The 12660-nt window shown below is 48.2% G+C and carries 14 protein-coding genes; 2 read left to right on the top strand and 12 right to left on the bottom strand.

Features of this window, described 5'->3' with window-relative positions:
- Nucleotides 1-7: 7 nt before the first annotated feature.
- From spoIIIAE to ACIFQM_RS20620, 9 genes are all read right to left on the bottom strand, one after another.
- Nucleotides 8-1198 (bottom strand): stage III sporulation protein AE, encoded by a 1191-nt coding sequence (gene spoIIIAE, locus ACIFQM_RS20580; protein ID WP_430042604.1) that lies wholly within the window; start codon nt 1196-1198, stop codon nt 8-10.
- Nucleotides 1199-1210: 12 nt separating this feature from the next.
- Nucleotides 1211-1600 carry a stage III sporulation protein AD gene (gene spoIIIAD / locus ACIFQM_RS20585; RefSeq protein WP_025683336.1) on the bottom strand — a complete coding sequence of 130 codons (390 nt, stop codon included), beginning with the start codon at nt 1598-1600 and terminating at the stop codon, nt 1211-1213.
- Between the two features lie 8 nt (nt 1601-1608).
- The gene (gene spoIIIAC, locus ACIFQM_RS20590; protein WP_137063563.1) at nt 1609-1812 is read right to left on the bottom strand and encodes a stage III sporulation protein AC; all 204 of its coding nucleotides are present in this window, start codon (nt 1810-1812) and stop codon (nt 1609-1611) included.
- Nucleotides 1813-1824: 12 nt separating this feature from the next.
- Nucleotides 1825-2343: a stage III sporulation protein SpoIIIAB gene (spoIIIAB, locus tag ACIFQM_RS20595; RefSeq protein WP_430042601.1), complete on the bottom strand. Its 519-nt coding sequence runs from the start codon at nt 2341-2343 to the stop codon at nt 1825-1827.
- The gene (gene spoIIIAA / locus ACIFQM_RS20600; protein ID WP_430042599.1) at nt 2336-3331 is read right to left on the bottom strand and encodes a stage III sporulation protein AA; all 996 of its coding nucleotides are present in this window, start codon (nt 3329-3331) and stop codon (nt 2336-2338) included. The genes spoIIIAB and spoIIIAA overlap by 8 nt, the downstream gene beginning before the upstream one ends.
- 351 nt (nt 3332-3682) lie before the next feature.
- On the bottom strand, nt 3683-4936 hold the full coding sequence (locus tag ACIFQM_RS20605) for an aspartate kinase (protein ID WP_430042597.1): 1254 nt from the start codon (nt 4934-4936) through the stop codon (nt 3683-3685).
- A 201-nt stretch (nt 4937-5137) separates the two neighbouring features.
- The gene (gene efp / locus ACIFQM_RS20610; protein WP_044647663.1) at nt 5138-5695 is read right to left on the bottom strand and encodes an elongation factor P; all 558 of its coding nucleotides are present in this window, start codon (nt 5693-5695) and stop codon (nt 5138-5140) included.
- A 33-nt stretch (nt 5696-5728) separates the two neighbouring features.
- A complete protein-coding gene (locus ACIFQM_RS20615) occupies nt 5729-6802 on the bottom strand; it encodes a M24 family metallopeptidase (protein ID WP_430066017.1) in 1074 nt (357 codons plus the stop codon).
- 81 nt (nt 6803-6883) lie between these two features.
- Entirely contained in the window at nt 6884-7471 is a 588-nt protein-coding gene (locus tag ACIFQM_RS20620; protein WP_430042594.1) for a YqhR family membrane protein, read from the bottom strand.
- A gap of 214 nt (nt 7472-7685) precedes the next feature.
- On the opposite strand from ACIFQM_RS20620, the gene ACIFQM_RS20625 reads away from it, so the two are divergent.
- Together ACIFQM_RS20625 and ACIFQM_RS20630 are read left to right on the top strand one after the other, a co-directional pair.
- The gene (locus tag ACIFQM_RS20625; RefSeq protein ID WP_430066019.1) at nt 7686-8678 is read left to right on the top strand and encodes a DUF1385 domain-containing protein; all 993 of its coding nucleotides are present in this window, start codon (nt 7686-7688) and stop codon (nt 8676-8678) included.
- Nucleotides 8679-8685: 7 nt separating this feature from the next.
- Complete coding sequence (locus ACIFQM_RS20630; protein ID WP_430066021.1) at nt 8686-9006, top strand: hypothetical protein; 321 nt, start codon at nt 8686-8688, stop codon at nt 9004-9006.
- Between the two features lie 110 nt (nt 9007-9116).
- Here the strand turns inward: ACIFQM_RS20630 and ACIFQM_RS20635 are convergent, their stop codons facing one another.
- From ACIFQM_RS20635 to mntR, 3 genes are all read right to left on the bottom strand, one after another.
- On the bottom strand, nt 9117-10106 hold the full coding sequence (locus tag ACIFQM_RS20635) for a patatin-like phospholipase family protein (RefSeq protein ID WP_430066023.1): 990 nt from the start codon (nt 10104-10106) through the stop codon (nt 9117-9119).
- Nucleotides 10107-10204: 98 nt separating this feature from the next.
- Complete coding sequence (locus tag ACIFQM_RS20640; protein WP_430066025.1) at nt 10205-11941, bottom strand: family 10 glycosylhydrolase; 1737 nt, start codon at nt 11939-11941, stop codon at nt 10205-10207.
- A 138-nt stretch (nt 11942-12079) separates the two neighbouring features.
- Complete coding sequence (mntR, locus tag ACIFQM_RS20645; RefSeq protein WP_007430946.1) at nt 12080-12505, bottom strand: transcriptional regulator MntR; 426 nt, start codon at nt 12503-12505, stop codon at nt 12080-12082.
- Nucleotides 12506-12660 lie beyond the last annotated feature (155 nt).

Below are 12660 nucleotides of genomic sequence, written 5' to 3' on the forward strand. Positions count from 1 at the left end.
CCTTCACTCACCTCATCATGACTGTCATATTGCCTGCCGCGAGCATGATCGTAATCGCAAGGAAGGACATTAAACCCACTGCCGCCAGCGCTGCGAAGACATATATCATGCTTTTACCGATTGCGTCCAGGCATTCCACAATAGGCGTATCTCCCAAAGGCTGCATAATCGCTGCTGTGACTTTATAGATCAGGGCCAGCGTTAGAATCTTGAGGGCAGGAAAGGCGCAGAGGAACAGGATAATGATGACTCCCACCAGACCAATGGCATTTTTCACGAGCAACGAAGCCGAAATGACCGTATCTGTCGCATCTGCCAGCGCCTTGCCAACCACCGGAACAAAACTGCCTGTAATATACTTGGCCGTGCGGATCGTTAATCCGTCCGTTACAGACGACGTCAAGCCCTGTACGGAAATGACACCCAGAAAAATGGTCAGCAGCACTCCCAGCACCCCCACTCCGGCGTTACGCAGCAGATCGGCTAACTGGGTCAGCTTGTATTTGCCTGTTAGTGAGTTGACCAGATACAACACCGCCGAGAAGAACAGTAGCGGAAACACCAGCGTATGAATGACCGCCCCAACCGTGTTGATCATAAATATAATGAGCGGGTGGGTGACCGAAACCGTTACGACGTTGCCCATCGAAGCCAGCATGGTAAACAGCAGGGGCAGCATCGCCATCATAAACTGAATCATGCTGTCAATGGCTTCCTTTGCATAACCAATCGCTACACTAAAGCTGTTAATCGCCAGGATGATAATGACCATGTAGACAATGGCATAGGCGACTTTGCTGACCTGATTACTTTCAAATGCACTTTGCAGCGTTTCCAGCACCATACTCATAATGCTGAGCATGACAATGGTGACGAGCAGCTTGGCATTCACCCGAATTTCGTGGATGAAAAAGTCGGCTATGGCGCTCCATACACCTTTAATGCTGAACCCTTCACCGCCCGGAAGCAGCATATCCATGAAGGAGGGCGTTTTTTGATCAGGGAAAAATCCGCCATATTGCTGCATCAGCCCGTCCCAATAATGCTCTACCTCATCTTTGGGCATCTGCTCCGCCTGTTGTCTGATCCATTCATTCGCAGGTGTATCTGCAAACATGACCACAGCCGAGGCACACCAGAGGCATAGCAGCAAAATGGCAACCACTTTGAGATTCGGCATGCCCTCCAGCCTTTTCATGGCATCACCCCCTCAGGCGGGCATCAGCTTCAGAATCGTGTCAATAATTATGCTGATAATCGGGATGGCCAGCACCATGATGAGCACCTTTCCTGTAAGCTCAATTTTGGAAGCAATCCCGTCTTGTCCAGCATCCCGAACCACCTGCGCTCCAAATTCGGCAATATAAGCGATACCGATAATTTTCAGCACGGTTTTAAAATAAATCATATCCATGCCCGAAGACCTTGCCAGACGCTCCAGCACAGCAACCACGGACCCAATCTTGCCAATCAACAGTAAAAAAATGACGATTCCCGCGGCTGTCGCAATCAGAAAAGCAAACATCGGCTTCTGTTCCTTAATGACCAAAATAAGAACTGTGGCAATCAGGGCGAAGCCGACCACCTGAATGATTTCCATGTGTCCACCTACTGAAAAAGAAAGATAGATTTGATCTCTTGCAGAAGGTCATCCAGCATTCGTACCACCATGAATAGCACCACAACAAAGCCAATGACCGTTACCCAGTGGGCCATGTCTTCTTTGCCCATTTGCTTGAGTACGGTATGAATCATGGCGATAATAATGCCAATTCCGGCAATCTGAAAAATAGCGTTCACTTCTAAATTCATTCGAGCACCCCGCTAATAGATCAAAATGACGATCAATGCTCCGATCAGCAGTCCCAGGCTTCTGCTCATGCGCTCGTATCTCACCTGATCCGCCTGCGCCTGCGCTTCCTCATGGGATAGCTGCTGGATGGTTAGCGCAATGTGCTTGATCTGGTCTTCACGGTCGCTGGTTCCGAGACTGTAAGCTAGCTGCCGCATCGCTTCTTTCTCGGCCTGCTGCATACTGGAGCGGCTCCACGAGGCTTCAATCGCTTTATGCAGGCTTTCTCTGGCGGTCAGCGCAAAGGAGGGGTGCATCCAGTGTGAGGCTTGCTTGAACAAGGTTCGCAGCGGTTCCCGCAACGGCTCTCCCGTCTTGGCAAAAGCATCCGGTAGCGGCGATACCCCGTAGGAAACCTCGGTGGTCAGCCTTTGCAGCGCGAGAATCAGCTCTCTGATCTGCCTCGGCCTCAGCGCAAACTGCCTTGCCCGCTGCCAGCCAGCCAGCGTAGCGGCGAGTATAACCAACGTGGCACCCAGCAGCTTAAGCATAGAATATGCCTCCGTTCTGCCCTTCCGCAGACAGTGTCAGCCTGCGCTGTTTGGCATCTGCCAGCCGGAAGGAGACGCCCCGGCTCGTCCGCTCCAGCATGACGTAGAGCTGAAACAGCTCCTGTCCTGTAGTCAATCCGGCAAAAGCAGGCCGGGTCGCCATTTCAGCCACATCACGTCCATGCGCGGAAGCAATGACTGCGATCCCCGCATGAAGCGCTTCACGCACCGCTTCGGCATCCTCAGGTCGGCCGATTTCATCGACGATCAGCACATCTGGCGACATGGAACGAATCATCATCATCATGCCTTCTGCTTTCGGACATCCATCCAATACGTCGGTTCGAGGTCCAACATCAAAACCGGGAATGCCCTTGTGACTGCCGGCAATCTCCGAACGTTCATCTATAATGCCTACCTTGAGCCCGCTTCGACGCCCCCCTTTGCTTTCCATCCCCCCGTAGCTTAGTTGCCGGGCCAAGTCCCTAAGCAGTGTTGTTTTACCATGCTGAGGCGGGGACAAGATGAGGGTATGAAGGATTTTACCGGATTTTCGATCCGCTACATAAGGCAATATGCGATCAGCTATACCGGGAATCGCTCGGGCAATTCTTACATTAAAGCTGCTTATATCCCTCAAATGCTCCACTCGCCCTCTGCTCAGCACCGTTCTCCCCGCCAACCCGATCCGGTGACCCCCGGGAATGGTAATAAACCCTTTGCGAAGCTCCTCCTCCATGGTGTACAGGGAATGATTGCTGATAAAATCCAGCAAACGGTGGGCATCCTCCCGGTCCGGCTTATAGGCTTCCATATGGTTCACAGTCAGCCGACCGGCGGACGTTACAAAATGATGTTCACCATTTGTATTAATTTCCAGCGGCCTTCCTTCCCGGACCCGAATTTCCTCCAGTTGCTTGAATACCGTTTCCGGAAGCTTTCCGAGTATACCGTGCAACGGTTCGGGAAATAACTCCAGCCATTCCATACCGATGCCGCCCCCTCACAGTTGTCCTCTTTCTTTAAGACAAGTCTATGGCCGACTCTCGCTTTTTATGCCGAAAATATATCGAAAACCTAGTCGTTGATTTCAAAGCTCCTATCCGCCTTTAACAAACATATTTCACACCACCTAAAGCTCCTTCATGGAATCTGCAAAAATTAAAAAAGGCACCCCGAAGCCTTGACGGCTAAGGGATACCCTGAAACAAAAACAATAGATTCACAATAAAAGAGGCTGCCCTTCAGCCCATCACTCGCTGAAAAACAACCTCTTAACCTACCGCTATATTCTATGATTATAAAACTATGAATTTAGGAGGCGCAATAATCCATTCAATTACCGACGGTCCTGCGGTCCTCCTACAAATGCTTGCTCCTCAGTATCCAGATTGTACGCTGTATGCAGCGCCTGAATGACCTCATGGAGTTTGCCTGCCTCGATCACACACGATACCTTGATTTCAGATGTGCTTACCATTTTAATGCTCACGCCTTGTTTTGCCAACACAGCAAACATTTGCGCTGCAACGCCTGGATGGCTGACCATGCCTGCACCTACGATGGATACTTTGACGAGGTTTTCTTCAGACGTCACTTCACGGTATGGAAGCTCTGTGCGAATGCCTTCCAACGTCTTCAAGGCTGCTTCGCGATCCGTTAGAGCCACTGTAAAGGAAAAGTCTGCTTTGCCAGCCTCAACACCGCTTTGCACAATAATGTCTACATCAATTTTGGCTCCCGCCAGCGTTCCGAATACTTTCGCCAGTACACCAGGAGTATCGACTACGCCCAAAATACTGATTCTTGCTACATTTTTATCATATGCAATCCCACTGACTACTACGCCCTGCTCCATTACTGCATCCTCCTTTACGACCGTTCCTTCATTATGGTTAAAACTGGACCGCACAATCAGCGGTACCCGGTTATGTTTCGCATATTCTACCGCACGTGGATGCAACACTGCCGCACCCAGATTGGCTAATTCCAGCATTTCATCATAGGAAATTTCTTTCAGCTTGCGGGCAACCTTCACGATCCGTGGATCTGTAGAATATATGCCATCCACATCTGTGTAAATTTCGCAAGCATCTGCCTGGATCGCCGCCGCCAGCGCAACTGCCGTTGTGTCAGAACCACCACGTCCCAGCGTCGTAATATCTCCTTCAGCAGACATCCCCTGGAAACCCGCAACCACGACAATTTTATTGCTGCTTAGTGCATCCAGTACCCGCTGAGGCTGGATGTCGGTAATTCTCGCCCGACCATGCTCGGATTCGGTACGGAAACCAGCCTGCCATCCCGTAAACGATACCGCCTCATGTCCCAACTGCTGAATAGCCATCGACAACAATGCAATCGAAATTTGCTCGCCAGTCGTCATCAGCATATCCAACTCACGTGCAGGCAACTGCTCATTCAGCAATTTGGCCTGGTCGATCAGTTCGTCTGTTGTGTCCCCCATCGCAGAAACAACAACTACACATTGATGCCCTTCACTCTGTTTCTCAACAACGCGTTTTGCCACGCGTTTCATGCGCTCCGTATCACCGACGGAACTGCCTCCGAATTTCATGACATACAAAGACAACGATATTCACTCCCTCAGACTCAACAGTATGTAACCTTGAGATGGCACAACCGACTTTGAACGTGACATCCTACGGCATAACTTTAGTACAGTATAATACGAAAGTGCTATGCGGAGCCAATGTTTTTTAATAACAGTTATTCATAACAAATAATCCTCTGTCCTTGACAAGGACAGAGGATATGAAGAAGCCAAAACATTTTATGCGCGTGAAATATATTTACCATCGCGTGTATCAATCAGCAGTACATCATCCTGGTTAATGAACAAAGGAACCTGAACGTTCAGTCCTGTTTCAACTTTAGCATTTTTGGTAGCACCTGTAGCCGTGTTGCCTTTAATACCCGGCTCCGTGTCAATAACCTTCAGTTCTACGCTGTTAGGCAGGTTAATCCCGAGAATTTCACCATTATAGCTAATGATGTTTACATTCATGTTTTCTTGCAGGAAGTTAAGTTCCCATTTCAGTTGATCACTGGAAAGGTTGAATTGATCGTATGTTTCGTTGTCCATGAATGTATGCTCGTCTGCGCTCGCATAGAGGTATGACACACCACGGTTTTCAATTTGCGCGCGGCCAATCGTTTCACCCGCACGGAATGTACGTTCAACCGTGTTGCCGTTACGCAGGTTTTTCAGCTTGGAGCGCACGAATGCCGCACCTTTACCTGGTTTTACGTGCTGGAAGTCCAGCACTGTAAAAATATCTCCGTCTACCTCGACGGTCAAGCCTGTTTTGAAATCATTAACGTTAATCACTAAAATACCCCTCCTACAGGACTGTTATCGTTATTAAACGACTGTAAATTCTTTGCTTGAATGTGTTAATACCTTGATGCCGCTATCTGTAATAACGATATCATCCTCGATCCGTACGCCGCCCAATCCAGGTACATAAATACCAGGTTCAACTGTTACAACCATGCCAGGCTCCAAAATATCATCGCTTGCCTTCGACAGACGCGTGGATTCATGAACCTCCAGACCCAAACCATGACCCGTGCTGTGTCCGAAATTGTCTCCATAGCCATGGCTTGCAATAATATCCCGTGTCAGCGCATCCGCTTCTCGGCCCGTCATCCCCGGCTTAATATGTTCCAATACGTGAAGCTGCGCCTTGAGCACAATATCATAGATCTCACGTAGCTGCGGCGACAAATCCCCTTGTGTAGCTACTGTACGTGTCACATCGGAGCAGTAGCCATCCAGCAAAGCACCGAAATCAAACGTAATCAGTTCGCCCGCTTGTACCAACTTGGAGCTGGCAACACCGTGAGGCAGTGCCGAACGAACCCCGGATGCCACAATCGTGTCAAAGGAGGAAGACGTAGCTCCCTGCTTACGCATGAAGAATTCCATTTCCAGATCCAGCTCACGCTCGCTGACACCCGGTTTGATGTAAGGCAAAATGTGTGCAAATGTAGCATCTGCCAAATCCGCCGCCCGCTGCATCACTTCCAGTTCTTCCGCATCCTTGTACACCCGTAGCTTTTCTACAATTCCCGATACTGGAATCAATGTAACAGGGGACAAATCTTCACTGTAAGCTTTATGCGTCGCAACAGATACATGATCCTGCTCGAAGCCTGTTTCGCCGATCTGATGGGAGGACAACAGCTCTTTCACCGTTTCCATGACTTGTGCAGCGTGCTGCACCACCGTAAAACCTGCCGCTTGTTCGGCAGCCTGTGTCATATAACGAAAGTCGGTCAGCAGGTAGCTGTGAGATTCCGTAATCAGCACATAACCCGACGAACCTGTGAATCCTGTCAAATATCGGCGGTTGACAGGGCTTGTAATCAATATAGCCCGCAGATCATGCTCGCCCAGCGCCTGCCGCAGCTTTAACACCCGGTCATTCTTCATCTTTCATCCCGCTCCCCTCTGTCAAATAACCAAATGCTATTTTAACACAGGCGATAGCCGCTTGAGAAGTTTTTGTTGTGCTCAGTCCCCAGCTTTCTCAGGCTCGCGCTTTCTCTCGTCCGTATACTCAACAGCAACGGTGTATCCGATAAATAGCCCCCACAGTATAAACACACAAATTTCCGTATATATGGAATCCCAGGTCAAACGATGAAGCGGATTCATCATCCCGAGCTTCGGACCTGTCAACACGAATAAAATAACCCACCAGACCAGACCGTACACGATGCCAGGCAAAGGCCCCTTATATCTACGAAACATCAATGTGTACACCAGCGATACTACAACTGATAATGCCATAAAAAACAGTAGACCCACCAGATGCCCCGCCGTCGTTTTCATGAACGAATGCTTGAAAAAAGGCTCTGCCAAAAATCCCGGTGCGACTACCGTAAAATGCAATGTATAAAACAACCAGCGCAGCAAGCCCCAGAGCAAGCCCGCAAAAAAGCCCAGTTCGAGTGCAAAAGGAATAAGTGGCGTATGTATTTTGCCCGACTGCTGCCTGCCTCTACGGCTGTTATTATTGTTATGGTCGCGTTGATCCTGAGATTCGCGAGTCTGTTCCTGATCATGGCCTGCCTTGGGTATGGAGTAGGCTTCACTCATGTTGATTGATCCCCTTTCAAGATGCCAAACTTTTTCCATGCGAAAAGGATGACTTTTATTGGCGCATAAAGAAGAATGCATTTCCGATGGATTCGTGCATATCCATTTTGCTAGGTAGTATGCTCCGATGGGGATGAGTTTAACACTCAACTAGATATTCCCTTCCAAATTCGATACAATATACAAAAAGCACGTGTAAAGAGAGGTGAGACGGTTGTCACAAGCATCCAAGCCTGTAAGCTACGGTGGTCAGGCAGTCATTGAAGGTGTCATGTTCGGCGGCAAGCGTGTCAATGTCACGGCAGTTCGCCGCAAGACTGGCGAAATCACATATTTGGAAGTACCGCGCAAGGAGCAATCCTGGGTGTCCAAATTTCGCAGAATCCCATTGTTGCGGGGAATTGTAAGCATCATCGACTCCAGTGCCAAGGGTACAAAGCATTTGAACTATTCAGCCGATGCGTATGCTGATGATGAAGTGGACCCGGAAGAACGCGCTGAACAAAAGAAAAAAGAAGAATCCCGCTGGAGCCTAAGTATGATGATCGGCGTAGCTGCGGTCGGCATTTTATCCTTCCTGTTTGGCAAAATTGTGTTGACCCTCGTTCCGGTTATCGTGGAAAACTTCCTGTTCGGGAATTTATTTCACAACCAGATTCTGCATAACCTTGCGGAAGGGGCCATTAAGCTCATTCTGCTATTAGGTTATTTATGGGGCATTTCCCAAACTCCGTTGATTAAACGACTGTTCCAGTATCACGGAGCGGAACATAAGGTGATTACCGCATATGAAGCGGGTGAAGAACTAACTCCTGCTAATGTGCAAAAATACAGTCGTCTGCATTACCGTTGCGGTAGCAGCTTCATCATGCTCACGGTGATCATAGGGGTACTTGTATATTCCCTGTTTACGTATGATAATCTGTGGGAGCGTATGGGACAGCGACTTTTGCTGCTTCCAATCGTGCTGGGGCTTTCTTTTGAATTTCTCAAGCTAACCAATGCCCTGCGGGAGATTCCGGTACTCCGTTATTTGGGATACCCCGGCCTGTGGCTGCAACTACTTACCACCAAAGAACCGACCGATGATCAAGTAGAGGTATCCATTGCTTCATTCAAGCGTATGCTGGAATTGGATGCCGAGTTGGAAAATGTACCTGTAAAGGAGACCTTCAACAGCTCGGTCCTTGATCCTGTGAAAGGATGAGTGAAAGATGAACAGACATGCGGTTATTTTCTGGCTTACCCTTGCCTTGTGCGCATATGGGATTGTGGATATGGTATGGAGAGGAAGCTGGGGCTTTCTTATGAGTTTATTGATTCCCGTCCTTGTTTTTGCAGTTATATTTCTGCTGTACAAATACCTGCCAGGACGACGCCCCCGTACCCCCAAGATTAAACCCTCTGCACGCACGATGGCCAAAACAGCCAATACACACAAGCAGCAGACTACAGGCAAGCGTAAAGCGTACCCTTTTCATGTTATTGAAGGCTCTAAGGGCAAAAACGATGAAGAACAACCTAAGTATCATTAGTCGATCACACTCTAACATGATACACAAAGGAGCCATCACCCGCGTAATGAAAAATGACCGGGAAATGGCTCCTTTTTAACCTCTTGATTCCAGCTCCAACTAACAAGTAATTATTTCATGGCATACATCGTATCCTTCAGTAATTGATACTTGTTATACTGCTGTTGGTAAGAAGCAATGCTCCACTTGTGGAAAAAAGCGTCTCCTGCCTGCACACCAGAATCATAAAGCAAATTGCTTTGCTCAGGAGAAATGTTGAACTGTGCTGTGCGAATGCCCAGCGTCGGGATTTTAATCGTCCGATATCGGTTCTCCTGCTCAATATAACGCTCATCATGCGCTGATAGCATCGTATCAAAAATGGCTTGCAGCATCGTCAATGGACCTCTTATATATGAAACCTTCATTTCAGTTCCCGTTTTGCCCACCATCTGAAAGCCTACTGTTGGAATGGTTTTGGCCTTTCGTTCATTTACAGGCTCATCAAAAAGCCATAAAGGCAGATTACTTAACAATGCCCCATCGACAACAAACACAAATTGCTGTGAAAATTTTTTCCCTTTCGTGTGCAAAGGATCAAGTCTCAGCATAACGGGATCGAAAAAATATGGGATGCTTGTGCTCATCCGAATGGCTTTTGCCACCTCCAGTGAAGAGGCGTTCATTCCAAAACGTTTGATATCCTCAGGAAGCACCAGAATGCGTCCGTTCGTTATGTCTGAAGCAATAATGCGCAGCTTGCCTGGAGGCAGATCCGCGAACGTACGCACTCCCTTGGCAAGCAACAACTCCCGCACCCAATGCTCCAACGCTTCTCCGGAGTACAGCCCTTTTTTAAGAAAAATACGAGCTGCCGGTCCAACCCATTTGATGTTAAACACCGGAGAACGCCGTAACAAGCTGACCAAGGGGGTTTTCTCGATCACGGCTTTCATTTCATCTGCTGAATATCCTGCCGCCAACAAAGCAGCTACAATAGCACCTGATGATGTACCCGCTACGCGGTTGAATACAATTTCATGCTCCTCCGCAGCCTTGACTGCACCCGCCAGCGATATACCCTTAACCCCTCCACCCTGGAACACAGCATTGATCAGCATAGATCAAAAAACCTCCGTTCTCTTGGGAGTAAGCAGTACTACTGCTTATGTATGAGAACGGAGGCTTATTTAGAACCTATATGATCCATTTTACATCATTATTGATAATAATTTTGAAGAAGCTGAATGAGTCCGTACGGATTTTTCCGTAAATGCTGGGCACTAAAATAAATATCCCCTTTAACCTGATTATAATTTTCGTTCAGCTTGAGCTGCTTAATCAGCTCTTCGGCAGATTGCCAGCCCTTTTCAGGAGTGCCGATTTTATAAGGAGAATGTCCGATGTACAGCTTAACATCTGAATTTTTGACCTCATTGGACCACCATGCCACAAGCTTGTCATAGCCAGCGGCCGGGAAACCGATACTCCAATATATCTGTGGAGCTACATAATCAATCCAGCCTTTGTTAATCCAGGTACGTACATCGGCAAATGTCGTATCATACGCTGTAACGCCTGCCTTCGTATCTGATCCGGTTAAGTCTTGAGACTTGTTGCGCCACACTCCAAAAGGACTAATACCAAACTGCACTTTGGACTTGCTTGCATGGATGCTTTTGCCCAGATCACGGACAAAGCTGTTCACATTATCTCTCCGCCAGTCGCCCTTGTTAGAAATATTGTTGGCGTTATACGCTTTAAAGGTCGCATCATCATCAAAAGTACCGCTGTATGGATAAAAATAGTCGTCTAAATGAACACCGTCAATATCATATCCATCCACAACCTCCATAATCGCAGCAATGACATGCTGGCGAGCGGCGGGAATACCCGGATTAATGTATAGCTGGCTGCCATTCTTAACGATCCAATCCGGATGTTGGTTAGCGACATGGTTTGCAGCTAAACTACTGGTCGTTCCTGTAGAATTGGCGCGGAAAGGGTTAAACCAGGCATGGAACTCCATCCCCCGCTTGTGCGATTCGCTAATCATAAATTTTAAAGGATCATAGCCTGGATTTTTCCCCTGGGTGTTCGTCAGGTATTTGCTCCATGGCACGAGATTGGACGGATACAGCGCATCCCCGCTGGCCCGGACCTGAACAAAAACCGCATTAATACCCATACCCTGCAAATCATCAAGCATTTTAGTGAATTCCTGCTTTTGCTTCTCGGTGCTGCTTCGGGCGGCAGAAGAAGGCCAATCCCCGTTAATCGTAGAAATCCAAGCCCCGCGCATAGAAGTCGAAGCTTTCACTTGCACGACATTTCCCTGCGAAGAATTGGAGCTTCCCTCATTGGTTGATGTTGACGGAGAAGTAACACTCGCTTGCTCATCATCATTGATTCCCTGTTTCGTATCTACAGTTCCCGGATTGTCAGATGTGGTCGTATTGGAGCTGGAGCCGCCAACGGAGGATGTTGTTCCGCCAGTGGCGGCACTCTCTTTACCACTACTTAACGTAATGACTCGCTCTGAAGCCTGCCAGTCCACTTTTAATCCCAACTCTTCCCCAACAAAACGCAGCGGCACCATGACTCTTCCGCTCGTCATACGCGCAGATGCGTCCAATCGAACTGACTTGCCATTCACCATAGCACTCTGTCCGCCGTTTTCCATAGAAATGTTCTTGTCTTGTGCTGTAATGGTTACCGTACCGGACGATGCTGACCAGTTGACCTGAGCGCCTAATCCCTCACTGATCACCCGCAAGGGTACCATCGTTACGTTGGCTCCCTGTACAATGTACGGCGACGCATCACTTTGCAGTGGTTGCCCATCCAATATAATTTCAATCTCTACGTTTGGAGCCGCTTGCGCTCCTTGCACAACTACCGTCTGCACCGCCAACAGTAAACCCGCAGCCAGTGCCCATGTTTTCTTCCAATTCATATGATTACAATCCTCCGCTAACCCGTTAATTTTTAACCCCTGTCTTGTCCTGCTATATAATGGATAGACGCTAATACCCGGGTATTTGTTGCGGTAGGGACAAATAAAAAAAGCATCTGTCCTTACGGACGATGTCTGTCAGGAATCACCACTCAATTCCTTGTGTATATCGTGAAGCTGGCGCAAACGATCTTCATCCCGGCGGAAATATTCGACCAATGTCTCAATGCGGGTGATGGAATCCCAGCTTAAATGGTGCTCAATACCTTCCACATCTTTATAGATCAGGTCCTTGTCGACCCCAATCATATCCAGAAATTGCTCTAGTAACTGGTGGCGATCAACCAGCCGTTTGCCGACCTTTTTCCCTTTGGGTGTTAAAATTAATCCCCGATATTTCTCATATACGAGATAGTCGTCCTTATCCAGCTTCTGGATCATCTTGGTAACGGACGAAGGATGGACCTCCAGACCCTCTGCGATATCCGAGACACGGGCGTATCCCTTCTCATCAATCAGCTGGTAAATGCGCTCCAAATAATCTTCCATGCTTGGCGTTGGCACTTGTTTCCCTCTTTTCTATTATTGAACGGGCGCTTACCGCCTTCATTTCCTGCGTTGAACCTACATATATAATGATACATGTTATCATTGCCTATTGGCAAGTCTCATCCATCTGCTCACAGCTATTGCCACGATTTGTTCAATTTAAGCAGGGC

Source organism: Paenibacillus sp. NRS-1782 (assembly GCF_050467685.1).
In the GTDB taxonomy this organism is placed as follows: Bacteria; Bacillota; Bacilli; order Paenibacillales; family Paenibacillaceae; genus Paenibacillus; species Paenibacillus terrae_A.

Bases quoted from the DNA above. Each gene is read 5' to 3' on its own strand.
- spoIIIAE (WP_430042604.1), bottom strand. From the start codon at position 1,198: ATGAAAAGGCTGGAGGGCATGCCGAATCTCAAAGTGGTTGCCATTTTG.
- spoIIIAD (WP_025683336.1), bottom strand. From the start codon at position 1,600: ATGGAAATCATTCAGGTGGTCGGCTTCGCCCTGATTGCCACAGTTCTT.
- spoIIIAC (WP_137063563.1), bottom strand. From the start codon at position 1,812: ATGAATTTAGAAGTGAACGCTATTTTTCAGATTGCCGGAATTGGCATT.
- spoIIIAB (WP_430042601.1), bottom strand. From the start codon at position 2,343: ATGCTTAAGCTGCTGGGTGCCACGTTGGTTATACTCGCCGCTACGCTG.
- spoIIIAA (WP_430042599.1), bottom strand. From the start codon at position 3,331: ATGGAATGGCTGGAGTTATTTCCCGAACCGTTGCACGGTATACTCGGA.
- ACIFQM_RS20615 (WP_430066017.1), bottom strand. From the start codon at position 6,802: ATGAAGAATGACCGGGTGTTAAAGCTGCGGCAGGCGCTGGGCGAGCAT.
- ACIFQM_RS20620 (WP_430042594.1), bottom strand. From the start codon at position 7,471: ATGAGTGAAGCCTACTCCATACCCAAGGCAGGCCATGATCAGGAACAG.
- ACIFQM_RS20630 (WP_430066021.1), top strand. From the start codon at position 8,686: ATGAACAGACATGCGGTTATTTTCTGGCTTACCCTTGCCTTGTGCGCA.
- ACIFQM_RS20635 (WP_430066023.1), bottom strand. From the start codon at position 10,106: ATGCTGATCAATGCTGTGTTCCAGGGTGGAGGGGTTAAGGGTATATCG.
- ACIFQM_RS20640 (WP_430066025.1), bottom strand. From the start codon at position 11,941: ATGAATTGGAAGAAAACATGGGCACTGGCTGCGGGTTTACTGTTGGCG.